General features: G+C 66.9%; 18 protein-coding genes and 2 pseudogenes. 14 read left to right on the top strand and 6 right to left on the bottom strand.

The window, feature by feature from the left end; translation table 11 throughout:
* The first annotated feature begins 215 nt into the window (after positions 1-215).
* Complete coding sequence (locus GOAMI_RS20815) at positions 216-791, top strand: TerD family protein (protein WP_006438595.1); 576 nt, start codon at positions 216-218, stop codon at positions 789-791.
* A gap of 144 nt (positions 792-935) precedes the next feature.
* The gene (locus GOAMI_RS20810) at positions 936-2,099 is read left to right on the top strand and encodes a DUF475 domain-containing protein (protein WP_006438594.1); all 1,164 of its coding nucleotides are present in this window, start codon (positions 936-938) and stop codon (positions 2,097-2,099) included.
* A gap of 195 nt (positions 2,100-2,294) precedes the next feature.
* Here GOAMI_RS20810 and GOAMI_RS20805 read toward each other — a convergent pair whose 3' ends face one another.
* The 3 genes from GOAMI_RS20805 to GOAMI_RS20795 are packed head-to-tail and all read right to left on the bottom strand — an operon-like array spanning position 2,295 to position 4,413.
* On the bottom strand, positions 2,295-3,059 hold the full coding sequence (locus GOAMI_RS20805) for an AIM24 family protein (protein WP_006438593.1): 765 nt from the start codon (positions 3,057-3,059) through the stop codon (positions 2,295-2,297).
* Complete coding sequence (locus tag GOAMI_RS20800; protein WP_006438592.1) at positions 3,056-3,778, bottom strand: AIM24 family protein; 723 nt, start codon at positions 3,776-3,778, stop codon at positions 3,056-3,058. Before GOAMI_RS20800 ends, GOAMI_RS20805 begins: the two co-directional genes overlap by 4 nt.
* A gap of 14 nt (positions 3,779-3,792) precedes the next feature.
* A complete protein-coding gene (locus GOAMI_RS20795) occupies positions 3,793-4,413 on the bottom strand; it encodes an AIM24 family protein (RefSeq protein ID WP_006438591.1) in 621 nt (206 codons plus the stop codon).
* A gap of 267 nt (positions 4,414-4,680) precedes the next feature.
* Between GOAMI_RS20795 and GOAMI_RS20790 the strand changes: the two genes are divergently transcribed.
* The 5 genes from GOAMI_RS20790 to GOAMI_RS20770 are packed head-to-tail and all read left to right on the top strand — an operon-like array spanning position 4,681 to position 10,337.
* On the top strand, positions 4,681-5,793 hold the full coding sequence (locus GOAMI_RS20790; protein ID WP_006438590.1) for a coiled-coil domain-containing protein: 1,113 nt from the start codon (positions 4,681-4,683) through the stop codon (positions 5,791-5,793).
* Positions 5,790-7,040 carry an HpcH/HpaI aldolase/citrate lyase family protein gene (locus tag GOAMI_RS20785; RefSeq protein ID WP_006438589.1) on the top strand — a complete coding sequence of 417 codons (1,251 nt, stop codon included), beginning with the start codon at positions 5,790-5,792 and terminating at the stop codon, positions 7,038-7,040. The genes GOAMI_RS20790 and GOAMI_RS20785 overlap by 4 nt, the downstream gene beginning before the upstream one ends.
* Entirely contained in the window at positions 7,037-8,341 is a 1,305-nt protein-coding gene (locus GOAMI_RS20780; RefSeq protein WP_006438588.1) for a phosphoribosyltransferase family protein, read from the top strand. Before GOAMI_RS20785 ends, GOAMI_RS20780 begins: the two co-directional genes overlap by 4 nt.
* Positions 8,338-9,468, top strand: a complete 1,131-nt coding sequence (locus GOAMI_RS20775) for a cysteine protease StiP family protein (protein ID WP_006438587.1) — start codon at positions 8,338-8,340, stop codon at positions 9,466-9,468. Before GOAMI_RS20780 ends, GOAMI_RS20775 begins: the two co-directional genes overlap by 4 nt.
* A complete protein-coding gene (locus GOAMI_RS20770) occupies positions 9,465-10,337 on the top strand; it encodes a hypothetical protein (RefSeq protein ID WP_006438586.1) in 873 nt (290 codons plus the stop codon). The genes GOAMI_RS20775 and GOAMI_RS20770 overlap by 4 nt, the downstream gene beginning before the upstream one ends.
* Here the strand turns inward: GOAMI_RS20770 and GOAMI_RS20765 are convergent.
* Positions 10,282-11,025: an MSMEG_1198 family transcriptional regulator gene (locus GOAMI_RS20765; RefSeq protein ID WP_006438585.1), complete on the bottom strand. Its 744-nt coding sequence runs from the start codon at positions 11,023-11,025 to the stop codon at positions 10,282-10,284. The genes GOAMI_RS20770 and GOAMI_RS20765 overlap by 56 nt on opposite strands.
* A 264-nt stretch (positions 11,026-11,289) precedes the next feature.
* Here GOAMI_RS20765 and GOAMI_RS20760 point away from each other — a divergent pair, with 264 nt between their 5' ends.
* The 5 genes from GOAMI_RS20760 to GOAMI_RS20740 all read left to right on the top strand — a co-directional run bounded on the left by GOAMI_RS20760 (position 11,290) and on the right by GOAMI_RS20740 (position 15,685).
* Positions 11,290-11,979 carry a helix-turn-helix transcriptional regulator gene (locus GOAMI_RS20760; protein WP_174324764.1) on the top strand — a complete coding sequence of 230 codons (690 nt, stop codon included), beginning with the start codon at positions 11,290-11,292 and terminating at the stop codon, positions 11,977-11,979.
* Between the two features lie 63 nt (positions 11,980-12,042).
* On the top strand, positions 12,043-12,561 hold the full coding sequence (locus tag GOAMI_RS20755) for a hypothetical protein (RefSeq protein WP_157228357.1): 519 nt from the start codon (positions 12,043-12,045) through the stop codon (positions 12,559-12,561).
* Positions 12,558-13,181 carry an SRPBCC family protein gene (locus GOAMI_RS20750; RefSeq protein WP_006438582.1) on the top strand — a complete coding sequence of 208 codons (624 nt, stop codon included), beginning with the start codon at positions 12,558-12,560 and terminating at the stop codon, positions 13,179-13,181. Before GOAMI_RS20755 ends, GOAMI_RS20750 begins: the two co-directional genes overlap by 4 nt.
* A 57-nt stretch (positions 13,182-13,238) precedes the next feature.
* Entirely contained in the window at positions 13,239-14,630 is a 1,392-nt protein-coding gene (locus GOAMI_RS20745) for an acyl-CoA synthetase (protein WP_006438581.1), read from the top strand.
* Positions 14,631-14,833: 203 nt separating this feature from the next.
* Complete coding sequence (locus tag GOAMI_RS20740; protein ID WP_006438578.1) at positions 14,834-15,685, top strand: type IV toxin-antitoxin system AbiEi family antitoxin domain-containing protein; 852 nt, start codon at positions 14,834-14,836, stop codon at positions 15,683-15,685.
* 141 nt (positions 15,686-15,826) lie between these two features.
* Here the strand turns inward: GOAMI_RS20740 and GOAMI_RS20735 are convergent.
* Both GOAMI_RS20735 and GOAMI_RS20730 read right to left on the bottom strand, forming a co-directional pair.
* Positions 15,827-17,014: pseudogene (locus GOAMI_RS20735) on the bottom strand (alpha/beta fold hydrolase).
* A pseudogene (locus tag GOAMI_RS20730) lies at positions 17,011-18,119 on the bottom strand (homogentisate 1,2-dioxygenase). Before GOAMI_RS20730 ends, GOAMI_RS20735 begins: the two co-directional pseudogenes overlap by 4 nt.
* Positions 18,120-18,325: 206 nt before the next feature.
* Here GOAMI_RS20730 and GOAMI_RS20725 point away from each other — a divergent pair.
* Entirely contained in the window at positions 18,326-18,940 is a 615-nt protein-coding gene (locus GOAMI_RS20725) for a TetR/AcrR family transcriptional regulator (protein WP_006438568.1), read from the top strand.
* A 57-nt stretch (positions 18,941-18,997) separates the two neighbouring features.
* Positions 18,998-19,582 carry a GNAT family N-acetyltransferase gene (locus GOAMI_RS20720; protein ID WP_006438567.1) on the top strand — a complete coding sequence of 195 codons (585 nt, stop codon included), beginning with the start codon at positions 18,998-19,000 and terminating at the stop codon, positions 19,580-19,582.
* The last annotated feature ends 180 nt before the right edge of the window (positions 19,583-19,762 follow it).

Below are 19,762 nucleotides of genomic sequence, written 5' to 3'. Positions count from 1 at the left end.
GTCGCAGTGATGGACCCCACACACCAGGGGCGCAACCCGCTCAGCCCAACGTGTCGAGGCGGGTGGGGTCGCGAACCAGGAATCCGCAGGTCATCCAACCAACTCAGTGACCGGCCCCCACCCTTCACATAGAGTGTTGTCGGTTGCTCCGAGAGTCTGAACCCCGGACGAATCGGACATCACCAGACCACGTACCAACAGAAAGGCACAATCTCATGGGCGTGAGCCTGAGCAAGGGTGGAAATGTCTCGCTGACCAAGGAGGCCCCGGGACTGACCGCGGTGTCCGTCGGCCTCGGCTGGGACATCCGCACCACCACCGGCACCGACTTCGACCTCGACGCCAGCGCCATCGCGCTCGGCGCCGACAAGAAGGTGCTGTCCGATCAGCACTTCGTCTTCTTCAACAACCTGCGTTCCCCCGACGGCTCGATCGAGCACGCCGGCGACAACCTGACCGGTGAGGGCGAGGGCGACGACGAGGTCATCAAGGTCGACCTCGCCGGCGTACCGCCGGAGGTCGACTCCATCGTCTTCCCCGTGTCGATCTACGACGCAGACGCCCGTTCGCAGTCGTTCGGACAGGTTCGCAACGCGTTCATCCGTGTCGTGAACCAGGCCGGCGGCGGCGAGATCGCCCGCTACGACCTGAGCGAGGACGCCTCCACCGAGACCGCGATGGTCTTCGGCGAGCTGTACCGCCACGGCGCGGAGTGGAAGTTCCGCGCGGTCGGTCAGGGCTACGCGTCGGGGCTCGCCGGCATCGCTCGCGACTTCGGCGTGAACGTCTGACCCCGGTTTTCGCCGGCTGTTCCCGCAGCAGATTCCCGTGGATGCCGCACCTCTCCTAGAGTGGGTGCGGCATCCTCGTGTCTTCACCCTCCGACGTCGCCGTCGGCAGCGGTCCCTTGAACACCTCAGAAAGGCCACCAACCAGTGGTAGTAAGAATTTTCGGCCTGTCGGTGGTCGTGACGATCGTGTCGCTGATCATCGCCTTCCTCTACGGCGGCATCGAAGCGCTGATCCTGACGGCCATCCTGGGCGTCTTCGAGATCTCGCTCTCCTTCGACAACGCCGTCATCAACGCCACGATCCTCCGCCGGATGAGCGAGTTCTGGCAGAAGATCTTCCTCACCATCGGCATCCTGATCGCCGTCTTCGGTATGCGCCTGGTGTTCCCGCTGGTCATCGTGTGGCTCGCATCGGGTCTGAACCCGGTCGAAGCGCTCGACCTCGCACTCAACCCGCCACCGAACGACGCGGCGTACTTCGCCAACGGTGACCCGAGCTACGAGACGATCATCACCGACGCCCACCCGCAGATCGCGGCGTTCGGCGGCATGTTCCTGCTGATGCTGTTCCTGGGCTTCGTCTTCGAGCAGAAGGAACTCACCTGGCTGACATGGATCGAGCGGCCGCTCGAGAAGATCGGCAAGCTGGAGATGCTCGAGGTCGTCATCGCGATCACTCTCCTCGTGCTCACCGCCACGTACATCGCCCCGGCAGACGAACGATCGACGGTGATGATCGCCGGCGCACTCGGCATGATCACCTACATCCTGGTCAACGGTCTCGGCGAGTACTTCAACGTCGAGGTCGAGGAAGAAGAGGAAGAGCACGACAAGGCGGCCGAATCGGAGTCGCCCGCCGAGAAGGCAGCGGTCGAGGGTTCCAACGGCCGCACGGGTCCGTCAGACCTGGCCAAGGCGACCGGCAAAGCCGGCTTCTTCCTGTTCCTCTACCTCGAGGTGCTCGACGCGTCGTTCTCCTTCGACGGCGTCATCGGCGCGTTCGCCATCACCGCCGACCCGATCATCATCGCCCTGGGCCTCGGTCTCATCGGCGCGATGTTCGTCCGTTCGCTCACCGTGTACCTGGTCCGCAAGGGCACGCTCTCCGAGTACGTCTACCTCGAGCACGGCGCGCACTGGGCCATCGGCGCACTGGCGTTCATCCTGCTGTACTCGATCGGCACCCACGTGCCGGAGATCATCACCGGCCTGATCGGTGTCGCGCTGATCATCGCGGCGCTGGTCTCCAGCATCATTCGCCGAAACCGCCTCGCTGCGAGAGGCGAGGAGGAGAAGGTCGAGGTGTAGCCCTTCGAGGCTCGTCGCTTCGCTCCTCGCACCTGAAGGGAGCAGAGACGGGCCGCCCGCTCCTCGCACCTGAAGGGAGCAGAGACGGGCCGCCCGCTCCTCGCACCTGAAGGGAGCGGAGACGAGCGACACTGACCGACCAACTGCGCCGCAGATCCATTCGGATCTGCGGCGCAGTTGTCGTATCCGTCTGTCTCAGCCCTGATGCTGCGTGAGCTGCTGGCTGATCTGCTGGTTGATCTGCTGCAGGCCCGGCACCGAGAGGCCGGGGAGCTGGCCCTGGATGGTGCGCAGGACCGACGAATCGTCGCGCACCTTCTCGCTGGACTGCACCAGAACCGTTCCGGCACCGGTGAAGTCGAACTGCCGCTCCTCGCCGGAGTTGATGCCGAACCGCTGGCCGGCGGCCGCGATGAAGCTGTTGACCCACGCCTGGTCGTAGTGATGGCTCGGGGACGGGCAATCCGACCATCCGACAAGCGCTTCCGGGTCGACGCGCACCGGCGGCTCCACGAACATCACCGGCCCGTTGGACGATGCGAGGAACTTGCCGGTGCCGATCAGGGTGAGGAAGCCGGGCACGATCGACTGGTTCAGTGACAGATTCGGCTGGAAGGCCAGCAGATTCGAGGCACGGATCGTGAGATTGCCGTCTTCGAGGTCGTAGGCGTTGATGTCGTACCCGCGGTCGCCGATGATCAGCTTGCCCTGGCCCTCGGCCACCACATAGTCACCGAGGTAGAGCGGCGCCGAGAACTGTTGCGCCACCATCTGCAGCAGCTGACCCTGCAGGCCCTGCTGGAGCGAGGTGAACTGCATCTGACCGTAGTAGGCGATCATCGCGCCCTTGGACATGAACCAGGGCTGGTTCAGGTCGATGCAGAACGAATAGTTGTTGTCCGGAACGTTGTCGTCCGATGGCAGGTTCGTCGGACTCCACACGGTGTTGAGTTGGCTCACAGCTTCTCCTCCGATGCCTGCACGTAGACGATGCCCTGTCCGGAACACTCCAATTGCATTGCCTCGCCACCGGTACGGCCGACGTTGCGCCAGCTGACGGTCGACCGGAGGTTGGTGTTGACCTGTCCCGCGGAGCCGACGAAGGCCTGCGGGTCGACGGTCACCGGCGGCTTGTTCGGCGTCACCTCGAGTTCGAAGACCCCGCCGTGGCCGAGGATCACCGCCGACCCCGGGCCGGAGAGCTGCGTCGTGAACATGCCCTGACCGGTGACGGCGCCGGCCGCCGCGGATCGCAGGGCACCGAAGAGGCCGCCACCTCCTCCCCCGCCTCCGCCACTCCCGCCCTGGGAGGCCACCGACACCACCGACGCCTGCAGGTTCGCGCCGTAGGCGAGCAGTCGGGAGGCCTCGACGCGGATGGTTCCGCCGACCGCGCCCAGATCGACGACGTGCACCTCGATACCGAGGAATCCGTAGTGCACCTCGCCCTGCCCCTGCGCGATCATCGTCGACTCGTGCTCGCCGGCGAGCATGCGGCCGGCCATGCCGCCCATCGCACCCAATCCCGGCATGCCGCCGCCCATTCCGGCGCCCGCGATCTGATGCGGCTGGAAGAAGACGTTGCCCTTGTAGAAGATCATCGCGCCCTTGCGGGCGACGACGGGCCCGCTTCGACCGATGTCGACGGAGACGATCTTGCTGTTGACCTTGGTGAACATTCGCTACCCCACCCTCACCGCTCGGCCGGCTGGATCGATACGACGCCGCTGCCGTCCCACCGCAGGGAGAAGGCTTCGCCGCCGCCCTGCCCCATCACGGAGCGCCACGAGACGTCGGTGACGAACGACTGGTTCAATTGCCCACGCGCACAGACGAATGCATCCGGATCGACGACCAGCGGATACTGCGGCGACACCTCCAGATGGATCAGCGGACCACCATTGGACAGCAGAGCTATCTGGCCGTACCCACTGACAGTCGTCGTGAACAGTCCCTGGCCCGACGACGCGCCGCGCACACCTGCGAACGCCACGTTGGTCTGCAGGTTCCCGTTCAGCACCATGAGCTGCTGGGACTCGACCTGCAGTGTCTCGTTGTTGAGTTCGATGATCGTCGTCTCGGCCGCGTTGTGGGCGAAGTAGACGATGCCGTTTCCCGAAGCCTCCATGAGGGACAGGGCCTCACCCGTAGCCCGCTGTTTGAGGCCGGCCAGGACGCCGTCGCCACCACCGAAGCCGGCCGATTTGAACGCGACCTGGCCCTCATAAGCCACCATCGATCCGCTGATCGCGCGGACCGCGGTGTTGTTCAGCCTGGCCTCGACCACGCGTTTGGAGCGTTGTACCAACTGCATTCGACGTGCCTCTCTCGAGCCGCCGGGAGGTCGCCGCTCGACCGCCCTCGTGTGTTCCCCGACGCCATCTCCGCTTCCCGGCACCAGCCGCGATCGACATCCGGCGCCGCGAGGCGGCCGATTCGACTCCGCCGCGGGTCGGTCGCTCCGGCCACATACCGAGTTGAAAATAGCCGATAGCATCGTGTGGTGCCCGGAAACTTCGTACGTCGTTGGTTCGGCAACGATTCACGCACGAATTCCGCCTCACCTGCATCATCGGAACAAATGACAGCGGCCTTCCTCGAGTCCGAAACCGTCCTCGCCGAGATCGATCCGGCCGTCGGTGTGGTGGCCGCCACCGACCCGCGTTCACAGCTGCGCGGCGAATGGTCTGCGCTCCGCGAACGGCACGCTCAGGTGACCGCCGACTACCTCCGGTTGGTCTCCCCACCCACGGGCACACGCGTGGCCCGCCAGGACCTCGAGCGGACCACCGAGGCGCTTCGCACGGTCACGGCGTCGATGCGCGGCTTCGCGGAGGCGAACTCAGGTGCACTGCAGCGAGCGCGGGCCACCATGCAGGCAGCAGAAGCCCAGGACCATGAGGCACGCGTCGCCTCGCACCGGGCGATGACGGCTCTCGAGAACGCCGGTCCCGCGGTCGGCCGGCTGCAGTCGGTCACCAAGGCCACCGACGAACTCGACCGTGCCTTGAGAGTTTTCGAGCAGGCTTCCGGGCTGCGCGAACGCCAGTCAGCCGCTGCGACGATCATCACATCGGCACAGCGGCTGGAGAATCTTCTCCGCGAGGCGCCCGCGTTCGCCGACCGCGCCCGCCAGGTCATCCGATCGGTGGAAACCCGGCGCAGCGCCATCGCCACCCGCAGAGCGCAGGTTCCCGACACCCTGTCGGCCTTGCGCCGCGAGTTCAGCGCGGACTGTTCGACCGACCTGCAGCGCACCGAGGTCGTAGTCGACGAGCGTCTGGCCCATGCGGATACGGCGATCTCGACGGCGCGCACGATGCTGGCCGACGCGCCCGACCAGGCAATCGATCAGGCCGATGCCGCCCGAGACGACCTGTCCGTCGCCGAGGCCGCCGTGGACGCCGTCCTGGATCGTCTGCGCCTGCTGCGCGAAGTGCGTGCCGATCCGCAGGGAGCCGAGCGGCGCGTCCGATTCCGGCTCCGCGACGCTCAGCTCTTCGCGGTGAATCACTCTCTGGTTGACGAATGGGGCTCGGTACTCGATGCTCAGGCCGACCGGATCGAGCGTGCGAGGGGGGAGCTCGATCGCGTCCACCCCGACTACTGGGGATATCTGACCCAGTTGCGGGCTGTGGACGACCGGATCAGCGAGATAGTTTCCCGGATGAGAGGACAGGTGGCCGCGCGATGACCACCACGGCACGCCACGACGACACCGGGCTCGAACCCGGAACGATCCGGCACTTCGATCATCTGGGATTCGCGACGCGCGAACAGCTCTTCTTCCGGCAACCGGAGCCGATCGATGACACCTGGCCCGCACAGCGACTGGCGATCGCTCTCGGCGCCACGCTCTACGTGCCCGCCACCCGCCCGGATCTCGCCGACGTGATCCGCAAGCGGCGGGCGGAGGGCGTGATCTCGATGGTCATCGACCTCGAGGACGCTATCGCCGACCACGAAGAAGACGACGCCATCGAGCACACGGTCGCCGCTCTCCGCGACATCGCCGAGAAGCCCGGCGACCCGATGCTCCTGTTCGTCCGTCCGCGGTCGGCCGACCGCATCCCGCGGATCGCTGCCGCGCTCGACACTCCGTCGGCCCCGAACACTCCTCCGGCGCTGGCCGGCTTCGTGATCCCGAAGTTCAACTCGGCCAACGCCGATGAGGCGCTGGGAGAGGTTGCCCGGGCGAGTGAACTCCTGGGCCGGCACCTGTGGGTGATGCCTGTCCTCGAGTCCGCGGCGGTCGTGCACCGCGAGACGCGCGACGACGAGTTGACCGCCCTGACCGCCCATCTGAGCGAACACCGCGCCAACGTGCTCGCCGTCCGCATCGGTGCCACCGACATCTGCGGCTACTTCGGCATCCGGCGCGACCGTGACCTCACGATCTACGACGTCCGGGTCGCCGCCGACGTGATCGCCGGCATCGTCAACCACCTCGGCCGCAGCGACGAATCCGGTTTCATCGTGACCGGACCGGTGTGGGAGTACTTCGCCGACCACGAACGCATGTTCCAGCCGACACTGCGCCACACACCTTTTCGCGAGAGTGACGCGGTGTACTTCCGGCAACAACTGGTCAGTCGGGACATGGACGGACTGCTGCGCGAGATCACCCTCGACCGCGCCAACGGTCTCCACGGCAAGACGGTGATCCATCCCGCCCACGTCGCCGCCGTGCACGCCCTGTCCGCGGTGACCCACGAGGAGTACCACGACGCCCTCGACATCCTCGCCGGTGATGCCGGCGGTGTGCGGGCGTCCTCCTATCGGAACAAGATGAACGAACTGAAGCCCCACCGGAATTGGGCTCTGCGCGTGATCGACCGGGCGGCCGCGTTCGGCGTGACCCGCCAGGGTGTGAGCTTCGTCGATCTACTCACCGCGCTCGCCGACCCGGGACCGGCCGGCCGACGAACGGCGACGCAGTGAGCAGCCACCGGATCGACCGTGAACCCAATTGGGTCACGACCCGCTTCGGCGTCCAGGTGGCGTCCGACGGCACCGGGTGTGCCGGACACGAACTGCGCGACCTGGTCGTCCTCGGTCTGCGCCACAACCGCAGGCGCGCACATCTGCTGGTCTCGACCGTGCTCGGCAAGCACATCCCCACACCCCCCGGTGTCGTGCGCGGCGCGGCCGACGCCCTCGGTGCGGCGATCACCGACCAGATCGGCGCCGATGCCGCACGGGATTCCGCGGTCTTCGGCTTCGCCGAGACCGCCACGGGGCTGGGACACTGTGTCGCCCAGCGGATCTCCGCGTCTCGCTACCTACATTCGACGCGCCGGCAACTTCCCGGTGTGGTCGTGTCGGGGACCTTCGAGGAAGGGCATTCGCACGCCACCACCCACCTGCTGCAGCCGAGCGATCCGGCGTTTCTCGACGCTGCGACGCCCGAGGAGACACTCATCCTCGTCGACGACGAGATCTCCACCGGCACCACGGCCCTGGGCGCGATCGAGACGATCGTCGCAACCCGTCCACGCACGCGGTTCGTCGTGGCCTCGCTCGTGGACATGCGCACGCCTGACCAGCGCGCCGAATGCGCCAAGGCCGCTGCGGATCTCGGCGTGGAGGTCTCGTACGTCGCCCTGGCGCACGGCTCGGTCACGCTACCTCCCACGCTGCTCGATGACGTGTGGGAGCTGACCTCGGACGATCTGAATCCCGTGGCACCGGAACGCGCCGACGCCGCCACGCTCACGCTCGAATGGCCGGCGGGAACACCGGACGGTGGCCGTCACGGTTTCGAGCGATCGGATTCGGAGGCGTTCCATCAGGCGACCGAGGCGGCCGCGGAGAGGATCGCACACCACCTCGACCCACAACGGCCCGTCGTCGTGATCGGTCATGAGGAGCTGATGTACGCACCGCTGTGCATCGCCGAGTGCCTCGAGCTGCGCGGCTTCGTGACCGGCTATCAGACCACCACGCGGTCGCCCGCACAGGTCCATGACGTGTCCGGTTACCCGCTGCGTCGCGGATTCCGTTTCGTCGCACCCGAATCCGATCCGGACACGCCGCGCTACATCTACAACGTCTCGTCGAACGCATTTGCCGATCCCCAGGTGGTGGTCGTGGTCGACACCCCGGCCGACACCCCCGAGCTCCGCGCCCCGGGTGGCCTGCTCGACGTCCTCACCGCCGCCGGTCATCCGGTGACGCTGGCGGTCCTCCCGGCGACCGGGCAGGCACAGCGCGGGGGATCACGGGAGGCGGCGCGCCGATGACCGAACCCGTGACGTCGACTCCCCCCTTGCGCGGTCCGCGCTTCGGTTCCTACGCGCCGGACGAGGTGACGTGGTTGCTCAAGGATCTCTCCGACGTCGCGCTCGAAGGTGACCTGCACGAGCGGGAGCGTCGTATCCAGTCAGGTATGGCGCATTACGCCGAGTCCCTGCCGATCGAGTACCAGCCCGGTCGCGAGTACCAGGATCTCTTCCGGTCGACCCTGCGGTCATCGGCGCAACGACTCGCCGAAGCTGTCGGTGTGGTTGCCGAATTGATTCTCGCCGAACGCCATTCGTCTCCGACGCTGGTGTCGCTCGCGCGCGCCGGCACGCCCGTCGGCATCCTGATCCGCCGGTGGATGCAGACGGTCCACGGGATCGAGCCGCAGCACTACACCATCTCGATCGTGCGCGACCGCGGGATCGACACGGTCGCACTGGATCACATCGCGCGGCGCCACCCCGCCGAGTCGGTCGTCTTCGTCGACGGGTGGACCGGGAAGGGCGCGATCCAGCGCGAACTCACCGCGGCCCTGTCCGAGTACGCGCAGCTTCCCGGCCGTCCGCGCCTGCATGACGAGCTGGCCGTGCTCGCCGACCCAGGCTCCTGCACCACGCTGTACGGCACCCGGGATGACTTCCTCATCGCCTCGGCATGTCTGAATTCAACCGTGTCGGGTCTGGTCTCGCGCACAGTCCTCAACGCCGACCACATCGGTCCGGGAGAGTTCCACGGCGCCAAGTTCTACCGGAATCTGGCGGAGTTCGACGTCTCCGGTGAATTGCTCGACGCGGTGAGCGCCGAGTTCCCCGCTGTCACCGAACGGGTCGGCGCGACCCTGGCCGTCATGACACCGCAGGAGCGGACACCGACGTGGTCGGGCTGGCGCTCCGTCGAACGGATCCAGATCGACTACGGACTGTCATCGATCAACCTGGTCAAGCCCGGCGTCGGTGAGACGACACGCGTGCTGCTGCGGCGGGTGCCGTGGCGCGTCCTGGTCCGCGACGACGACCTGCCCGAACACCGCCACATCCGGCTACTGGCCGCCGAACGCGGAGTGCCGGTGGAGGTCTCACCCGATCTCGCCTACTCGTGTGTCGGGCTGATCAAGGAGGACGCGTGAACGTGCTGGTCGCCACCGACCTCGACCGGACGATGATCTATTCGCAGGCCGCCATGGGCGAGGCACAGTTCGCCGCCCTCGACGCCGTCTGCGTCGAGATCTACCGCGACGCCCCCCTGTCGTACATGACGACCACCGCCGTCGAACTTCTCGCGCGCCTCGCCGCCGAGGTACCGGTGATCCCGACCACCACCCGGACGCCGGCCCAGTACGAGCGAATCGCACTGCCCGGCAGTCCGTTCCGATACGCCGTGGCGAGCAATGGTGGGCGCATCCTGGTCGACGGAGCCGACGACCCGGACTGGCGCCGTGCGGTCGAACGTGCGGTGTCCGAATCCGGCGCGGGTCTCGACGAGGTGCTCACCGAACTCCGCAGCCGCATCGACGAGTCCTGGGTGCGGTCGCTGCGGATCGCCGACGACCTGTTCTGCTACCTCGTAGTCGACCCGGCGGGCCAGCCAGATGAGTTCTTGCCGGCCTGGCAGGACTGGTGCGCGGCGCGCGGGTGGACCGCCTCGCAGCAGGGCCGCAAGATCTACGCGACTCCCGGGTCGGTCACCAAGTCCGCGGCGATCGCCGAGGTCCGTCGCCGGCTCGTCGACGACGGGACGATCACGACCGACGCCGAGCTGTGCGCAGCCGGCGACGGATGGTTGGACACCGATCTTCTGTCGGCCGCCGACCACGCGATCCGACCCCGCCACGGCGAACTCGAGTTGCTCGGCTGGTCGGCACCGGGGCTCACCGTCACCACGGGGACGGGGGCACTCGCCGGCGTCGAGATCCTCGAATGGTTCCTCGACCGGTGTTCGGTCAGGACGGCATCGGACCCAGGACGTCCGAATGCCCGTGCCGTCGGCACCAGCTGATCAGATACCGCGCATGAAGGCCGCACCAGCGGTACACCGCGGCTTGCGTCAGGGGAGACGATGTCGGCTGTTCACCCCGCTCCTCGATGAGCGGGCCGAGGTAGTGGCTCGTCACCTTGTTCGCCGTGTTGGGCGAGACCTTGGCCGCGCGTGCCAGGCTCGCGCCATCGGACGCGTTACCCGAGGCGATCGCTCCCGCCAGCCGGCCGGCGGTGTGACCGCGCTGCCCGGCGAACAACTCATACAGCGGGGTTCGACGCGGAGGTCCCGGCTTCTCGGCCACTCCCTGCCCCACCGCGACCGCGTGCACGGCGCTCATCAGCGTCGCGAACCCGTCGGACTTCTCGATGACAGCGGCAACCTCGTTCCGCAGCCGGGCCTCGTCGAGGTGGTCGTCTTCGAGCCCGTGCCCATGGGTCGCGAGGATGACCGGTGCCTGCCGCTCGTGTTTGTCCAGGGCATCGATGACGTCGAGACCGTCGAAACACCATTCCGGATCCGGACGGTTCCAGATGAGGTCGGCGACCACGACGTCGAAGCGGACATGGCCGGCAACGGAGCGGGTGAACTCGTCCTCTGTGATGGCCACGGTGACGACAGCCTGCTCGAGGGCGCTCTGCAGAGGCCCGGCCACGACGTGACCAAGCGGTGACGCGACCAGCACGCGCAAACGGTTCGGCACGTGCATGATTTTGCCTGATACCTGTGACGCATGCGCGATCACGCATTAATTGGACTCATTCGAGCGCATTTTGGCCCGAATCGTCGTCAATCAGGCCACCCAGGCAGTGACTTAGCGGTGCAAGTTCGTGACTCTAGAAAAGTAGACGTTGATCATCTCTTCGCCCACCGATCGCAAGCAAAGTCGATCACGGCTTCCGGGGACGCCGGTCCGTCGACCTCTGCGATGTCGGGAGCCGGTAGTGATTCTGTCGACAGAAGGACGGTACCGATGTCAGCCACTCTGGACGAGCTCCGCCGCCCGCAGGAAGCCACAGCCGCCCCCCAGCCCAACGTGTCCCGGATGGCCTCCGTCGGCCGAACCGTTTCGCAGGCCGCCTCCCCTCACCCTCACCCTCACCACAGACGCCTCGCCGTTGTCATCGCCGAAGGCGATCTGTTCGACGCCGCACTCGTGGCTCTCGTCGAAGGCGCCGGCTACGGCGCGACACTCGTCGAGCCCGCGCAGATCCATGCCCTTCGCAACCCGGCCGTCCTTCTCGTGCGTTCGACCGGGATGCTGGCGCTGGTCCAGCGTGCGCCGATGCTGCGAAACGTGCGCGTCGTCTTCCTCGGGGACGGGGTCGCCGGCCGCGACCACATCCGCATCGCGCCCCGCTCACCCGGTGCCGAGTCCACACTCCGCCAGGCGCTCACCGCGATCATGGGACCACCCGAACCGTCTACTCCGCCCGCACCCGAGAACCGGGTGCGCGTGACCGAACGGGAACGCGAGATCCTGCAGACCTACACCCTCGGTTCCACTCTCCGCGAGACATCGCAGACGCACCAGATCGCCGAGAGCACGGTGCGTGAGCACTACCGCCGCGTCGTGCGTCGTTATGAAGAGGCCGGGCGTCCGATCGGTAACAAAGCCCAGCTCCTCCTCGAGTTCATGGCCGACGGCTGGGTCCGACCCTGATCGCACCGTCGAAGGTGACCTAGTGCCCACGACGGAACGCGGTCAGCGGCGCAGACTGGGGTCATGAGGTCGATGCGGGGCCTCCGACGCCCGTTCACCATCGCGGCCGGATATCGACGTACCTGGGCCGCCGGGATTCTCGCGCTCATCGAGATCCTCGTCGCGTATCAAGCCGTCGACGGTGGACTCGCACTCGCCGACGACCGGTGGCAGATGCCCCGGGAGTGGTTGCACAACACGCCTTTCAACACCTGGACCGGCCCGGGGTTGGTGCTTGTCGCGGCGATCGGCGTGCCCCATGCCCTTGCCGCGATCGCGATCGTCTTCCTGCCCGTCGATCCCCGACTCGGGATACTCGGTGGCGTGCTTGCCGGCGTATCGCTGGTCACCTGGATCGTCGTCCAGATCGCGGTGCTGCAGATCTTCTTCTTCCTGCAACCGGTGATCGCGGTCATCGGGATGCTCGAGTTCGGCCTGGCTGTTGCCTGGCGTCGCACGCTCGCCCACCGCGGTAAACCGGCACCCGCAGACTCCTATCCCACTCGTCCGCTGTCCGCCGCTGCCGAGCGCGGGGCGAAATGACGACACGTCCGTTCATCGTCGGCATCGGGCTCGTCGCGGCCATGGGCGCGACGACCATCACCTACTGCACGTGGATCCGACCATGGGTGATGACCTGGGGCGCGACCGACGACGAGGTCGCCGCGGAACTCCCGGGCGACGAGTTGCTGCCGGCCGCCGACGGCGTGGCCACCCGCGCGATCACCATCGACGCACCGCCGGAGGCGATCTACCCGTGGCTCGCGCAGATGGGTCCCTCGCCTCGCGGTGGCGCCTACACGTATGACTGGATCGAGAACCTGCTGGGGCTCGACATGCACAGCACCGATCAGGTGCTCGAGGAGTTCCAGCACCCCGCGGTGGGCGACACGATCGGCGTCGGGCCCGAGGCATCCCGCGTCGAGATCGCCGATCCCGGCCGGGCGTTCGTCACCCGTACCACCGACGGTGACTGGGTGTGGTCGTTCACGCTGGTCCCGGTCGGACATTCGACGCGGCTGATCAGCCGGAACCGCTTCCGGCTGCCCGGCCTGGCCAAGAAGCTCGCGATGATCCCGATGGAACCGGGGTCGCTGATCATGGAGCGCAAGATGCTCATGGGGATCAAGGAGCGGGCCGAGGCTCTCGCGCACGCCGGGTGACCTCGCAGGTCGCGGAGGGTCCACGGGACAGCGTCGTCGTCGTGGCAGAGTTGATGTGTGCTGCTGCCGACGTTGACCCCCACCGCCCCGGACGACCCCGATGTGATCCGGATCGGCGAGGATCGGCTCTCACGCGAGGATCTCGTCGGAGCGGCCACTGCCGTGGCGGAGCGGATCGCCGGCGCACGCACCGTCGCGGTGCTGGCGCAGCCGACGGTCGAAACCGTCCTCGCACTGGTCGGCGGCTTGATCGCCGGAGTGCCGGTGGTTCCGGTACCGACCGACTCGGGTCCGCGCGAATTCGCGCACATCCTGGCCGATTCGGGCGCACAGGCGTGGCTGGGGCAGGCGCCGGCCGACACGACGCTGGCCGTGGTCCCGGTCCGGCGCTACGCGAAGTCGTGGCACCGCCATCCCGAACCGCACGCCGATTCGACTGCGCTGATCCTCTACACCTCCGGCACCACCGGGCTACCGAAGGGCGTACCGATCACCCGGCAGGCGATCGCCGAGGGACTCGACGCGCTCGCCGACGCCTGGCTGTGGACCGCCGATGACACTCTCGCCCACGGTCTTCCGCTCTTCCACGTGCACGGACTGATCCTCGGCGTCCTCGGGCCGCTTCGTCGAGGTGGCCGGCTGATCCACACCGAGAAGCCGACTGCCGCGGGCTACGCGCAGGCCGCGGAAGCCGGGGCGAACATGTTCTTCGGGGTCCCGACCGTGTGGAGCCGCGTCGGAGCCGAACCCGAGGCCGCCCGAACCCTCTCCGGCGCACGCATTCTCGTGTCGGGCAGTGCACCGCTACCGGTTCCCGTCTTCGACCGGGTCCGCGAGCTCACCGGCCACGAGATCGTCGAACGCTACGGCATGACCGAGACCATGATCACCCTCAGCACCCGAGTCGACGGCGAACGTCGACCGGGCTGGGTGGGGCTGCCCCTGGCCGGGGTCGAGACTCGTCTTCGGGAGGGTGACGCCGAGGTGGCCCATGACGGCGAATCGGTCGGCGACCTCCACGTACGCGGACCGATGATGTCGTCGGGCTACCTCAACCGCCCCGAGGCGACGGTCGAATCGTGGCTCGAGGACGGGTTCTTCGCCACCGGGGATGTCGCCGTCATCGATCCGGACGGCATGCATCGCATCGTCGGCCGTCGGGCCACCGACCTCATCAAGTCCGGCGGCTTCCGCATCGGCGCCGGCGAGATCGAAACCGTCCTGCTCGCTCATCCGGCCGTGCGCGAGGTCGCGGTGATCGGCGTACCCGACGACTATCTGGGCCAGCGCATCGTCGCGTATGTGGTGGCCGACGAGGTCGCCGACACCGAACTCATCGAGTTCGTCGCCGGTGAGCTGTCGAACCACAAGCGACCCCGAGAGATCCGGTTCGTCGACTCCCTGCCCCGCAACGCGATGGGCAAGGTACAGAAGAAGCTGCTCGGCTGAGCCTGACCGCCGGCCCCGAAATACGCCCCGGAAAAGCGCCCCTGGGATCTGCCCCCGAACAGCGCCCTCAGCAGGGAGGTCGGCGACATATCGTCGTCGTGCGGCCTCTGGAGGGTTGATTTCAGGGGCGGTTCTCGACGGAGTTATCCACAAGACCTTTCTGCGGCGGCCCGACCACACCAGGTCACCCGACACTGTCCCTCATGGACTACGAGCAACTCGTCGCGCGCTTCGGAGGCGTCTTCTCGACGAATCAGCTGCTGAGAACCGGAGAGACCGCCGAGCAGATCCGACGCGCCGTCGAATCCGGTGCGATCCAGCGGATCCGGCACGGGTGGTATCAGGCACCCGACGCCGACCCCGAAGTCGCTGCCGCAGTCGCCGACAACACGGTGGTGTCGTGCGCAAGCGCGCTTGGACGTCACGGGCTGTGGATCCCCGAGCATCCGATCGCATCGCACACCCGCGTGACACGGTACGAGCGTCGCCGAGCCCCCGACCGTTGCCGACGCCACGGCCGTCCGACACCGGCTGGTGCCGCCGTCGACGACGTGGCAACCGCTCTGCAGTACTCCGCGCGCTGCTTCGACGAGGAGGGCTTCATCATTCTGTGCGACTCCGCTCTCCACCACGGCAAGCTGAGTATCGACGACCTTCGCGCCGAGTTCCGTCTCGCGCCGTTCTACGTCCGGAAGGCCGTCGAGAAGTGCAATCGACTCGCCGCGTCCGGAACGGAAACCGCCGCTCGTCTGCGGCTGATCAGCGCCGGACTCGAGGTCAAGGTGCAGCATGAGGTGCCCACAGTCGGCTGGATCGATCTCCTCGTCGGCAACCGGCTGGCCATCGAACTCGACAGCCGGGCGCACCACACCGGCGAAGAGGACTACGAACGCGACCGGATCAGGTCCCGCAAGCTCATCCCGCTGGGCTACCTACCGATGCGGCTCACCTACGCGCAGGTGTTCGGTGACTGGGAGACCACCTACGCCGACATCGTGGCCACGGTCCGGAAGGGTTATCACCGCAGCCGAGCCGCAGCTGGAAACCGCCCCTGAAATCGGCCCTCCACAGGCGACCCGACGACACTATGTCGCCGACGCCGCTCCTGAGGGCGGTCTCCAAGGGTGGTTTCCAGGGGTGGTTTCCAGGGGCGGTTTTCGGGGGCGGTTTTCGGGGGCGGTTTTAGTGCGCGGCGCTCAGTTGGCCCAGCCCCGCTCACCCATCCAGCCCGTGATGATCCCGACCGCCTCTTTGAGGTGCGGGATCTGATCGCGGCCCGAATAGTAGTGTGTCGCACCGGTTATCGTGTGCAGAGTCTTGTCGGGGTGGCCGACGGCGTCGAAAAGCCGGTGGGTGTGGCTGGGTGTGCACGCGTTGTCGGCCGAGTTGCCGATGACCAGCGTCGGGACCTCGAGATCCGCGGCACAGCGCGGACCGTCGCCGTGTGCGTCGTCATAACTCCACTGCGACAACCAACTCCGCAGCGTCGTGAACCGTGCCAGGCCGACCGGTCCCATGTTCACGATGCGCGGATCCCCCAGGTAGCAGCCGAGTTCACGGTCGCTCGGGTCGACGGACAGGTCGAGCCACCGCGGGTCGGCCATGGTGCCGTGGACGATGAACCCGCGTTCCATCAACGGCTCACCGCGGCCGCGGAGGTCGGCGAGTTGCTCCTTGACCCACGCGGTGATCCGGCGGTTGCGATCGATCTGCGCGGCGCGGTACCGCTCCAGGAACTACGCAGTGTACGGCGGCTGGTTCGGGTTCGCCGGGTTGTAGAGATCCAGCTCGGGATCCCGCTTCTCCGGGTCGTTCTCGTCGAGGATCGACGGATCCATCCACTCCGTCAGCGTTCCGTGGCGGGACACATGCGCGGCCAGGAGCATCATGCCGTCGGCGGCAGGCAGATCGAGCCGAGTGAGATCCGGCGGCTCTCCGGCGGGAGTCTCCGTGACCGTCGCATGCTGGGCCTGCTGCTGGTAGTACAGCGACAGCGCACCGCCACCACTCCAGCCGGCCAGGATCACCTTCTCGTAGCCGAGCCGTTCCTTGGCGTCCTTCACGCAGGCCCCGAGGTCCTGGACGGCCTTTTCCATGATCAGCGCACTGTCGACGCCGCGATACCGGCTGTTGCAATAGATGACGTGATGCCCCGCGCGGGCCAGCGCATTGGTCATCGGCAGATAGGCGCCGCCACCGATCGGGTGCATGAAGACGATGACGTTCTTCGACGGCACGCCCACCGGCTTCAGGAGGTAGCTCTCCAGGACGACGCTCTCGGTGACGCCGCCGTAGGTGTCCTTGTAGGCCGACGTGTCGTCGAAGACGACGAGGTAGGGAATGCGCTCGTACTCATGGCGCGGCAACGTGTTCGCCGAACTCATACCTGTGCCTCTTCCTGGACCTCGGCCGATGCCGACTCGGTCATGACCGGGGTCGCGATGAGACGACGACGCGTGTCGATCGCGATGACCTTCCATTCGACCCGGTCGAACTCGTCGAACTTCCGGCGCGACCGTTCGCGGGCCTTCTCCGGGATGCCGTGGTGAATACCCTGCGGCGCATGCGAGATCAGGCCGGGAGGCATGCCGATGCCGAACATGCTGCCGCCGTGGAAGAACGCGATCTCGTCGAAGTCGGTGTTGCGGTGGAACCAGGGCAGCCGTTCGGCGCCCTTGCGGGCCTCGGCGGGACGCGGCAGGAAGTTCATCACATACACGCCCGTGGCCTGCATGAACAGATGCACGGTCGGCGGGAGGTGCACCGACTCCGAGGTGATGACGTCGTAGTCCTCGAGGTTGAAGGTGAACGGGAACAGGTCGCCGCGCCACCCCTCGACGTCGAGCGGATGGAACGGATAGAACAGCGTCGTCTGCCCTCGCGCTGGCGGAACCGAACCTCGTACTCCTCGCGCCCGTCGCCCTCGAAGACCTCGGCCTCGGGGACGGCGACCAGCGACGAGTCGAAGGGGAAGAACCGTCCGAGCACGCCCGGCTCCGGGACCCGGTACTCGTCGACGGCCTCGATGATGAGCAGCAGCGACTGGTCGTCGGGGATCTGCCGGTACGTGCATCCCTTGGGGATGTAGACGTAGTCGCCCGGCCGGTAGGACAGCCGGCCGAACTCGGTCTCGAAGTGGCCGGTGCCCTCGTGGACGAAGATCAGTTCGTCGCCGTCGACTGGCCGGAACCAGAATGGCGCGGCCTGGCTGCGGCGGCTGAGCGAGATCCGGCAGTCGTCGTTGTAGAACATCAGCAGCGGCTCACCCGACGGATCGATCTGATCGGTCGGGGTGAGTTCGGTGACGAAGCGGTCGACGCCGGTGTGGGTACCGACCGCGCGGAACTGCGTCGGATCGTTGCGCCGGTAGAGATGCGCCGTACGACCGGTGAATCCGTAGCGGCCGAGCTCGTCGTCCTTGAGGTCTTCGAGGTCACGATGGACCTGTCGCGGCGTGCGACCCTTCCGGTGCTGGATGAACGATTCCACTGGCTGACTCCTGGTGTGAGCGATCGAGAGCGGACAGGCGTGGCGCGGCCTGCGCGGGAGCAGTGCTCGGTGGTTTCCGCGCGGCTTTTCTGATGCTAGATTCAGGTTCAGAATATGACAAGGACCACACCGTTCGCCCCGACCTTGCCCGACCGGAGCGAAATACATGCTTCGATGAACGAATCAGTCCTCGGAAGGAGTGTTCGGTGCCGCCGACGAACAAGGGACGCCAGACCGAGGCCGCGTTTCTCGACGCAGCGCGTCGTTGTTTCGCCGACAAGGGCTACTTGAACACCAAGATCTCCGACATCGCGGCCGCCGCGGGCCGCTCCACCGGCTCGTTCTACAACTATTACGACAACAAGGATCAGCTTCTCGAGGCGTTGCTGGACCAGTTCAGCAACGAAGTCGTCGAGGGTTCTCTCGCCACGAGACACGCGGATCCCGAAGCGGGCGTGCGTGCGGCCGTCACCTCCTACTGGACGACGTACAAGAAGTACCTGCCCGAGATCATCGGACTGTTCCAGATGTCCATGCTCGACGACGAGTTCCGGGATCGCTGGCACGCCAACCGTGCGTCGGGGATCAAGCAGGTGCTGGCGGGACTGCACATCGCGGAACGGGCCGGGTACCACATCGGCCTGCCCCTCGAACCGCTCGCGTCGGCGCTCGTGAACACGCTCGAATCCTCGTGCTGGTCTTGGCTCGCCGTCCGCGGAGGTGTGGTGGGGTCCATCCCCGACGACGACACGGCCATCGACATCCTCACCACCATCTGGTATCGGACGGTGTACCGGTCCGGTCCACACATCCAGCGCTGAACCCGGACAGTATCTGGCTCTTGCGGCACATCGTCGCCGATTGTGATGCTGGGACGCATGACGATCGACGTCCGGCCCGCAACGACCTTCGCCGACATCGCGACGATGGTCGGGCCCAAGAAGCCGACCTCCAACGTGTGCTGGTGCCTGAGCTATCGCATCCCCAGCACAGAGAATCGGGCCCTGCTCCGCGAACAGCGGGGTGAGTTCGTGAAAGAATTGTGCGACAGCGGGATTCCACTCGGAGTCCTGGCGTACGAGACGACCGACGACACCGAGGAGGTGGTGGGATGGGCGGCGGTCTCACCGCGTGCCGACACGACCTTCGCCCGCAACCGTAAGATCCCGCACGTCGACGACCTCCCCGTGTGGTCCGCGTGGTGCCTCCGCGTCCGACCCGGCCACCGCAAGAAGGGGATCTCGCACGCGCTCCTCCAGGGCGCTGTCGAGTTCGCCCGGTCGAACGGGGCGCCGGCCATCGAGGGCTATCCGGTCGACAATCGCGGGGAGAAGGTGGATCTCACGATGGCGTACGTCGGCACGCGCGGGTTGTTCGAGAAAGCCGGGTTCGAGTGGGCGGCCGACACCACCTCTGTGCTGGACGGGTTTTCGCGGGTGGTGATGCGGAAGTCGTTGGGATGAGGGTGGTTTCGATACGGCTCGTCGCACGCTCCTCGCCTACCCAACCAGCGGGGAATCGGACCTCTGGTGGTTGAGCCGGTAGCGAGCGAAAGCGAGCCACCGCGTCGAAACCTCGCGTCCCTGCAGGTTGAGCCGGTAGCGAGCGAAGCGAGTCACCGCGTCGAAACCTCGCGTTCCTGG

The organism is Gordonia amicalis NBRC 100051 = JCM 11271, from assembly GCF_000332995.1.
Lineage (GTDB): Bacteria > Actinomycetota > Actinomycetes > Mycobacteriales > Mycobacteriaceae > Gordonia > Gordonia amicalis.
The sequence above is the reverse complement of the archived record's forward strand: the minus strand, read 5'-3'. Positions and strand labels throughout refer to the sequence as shown.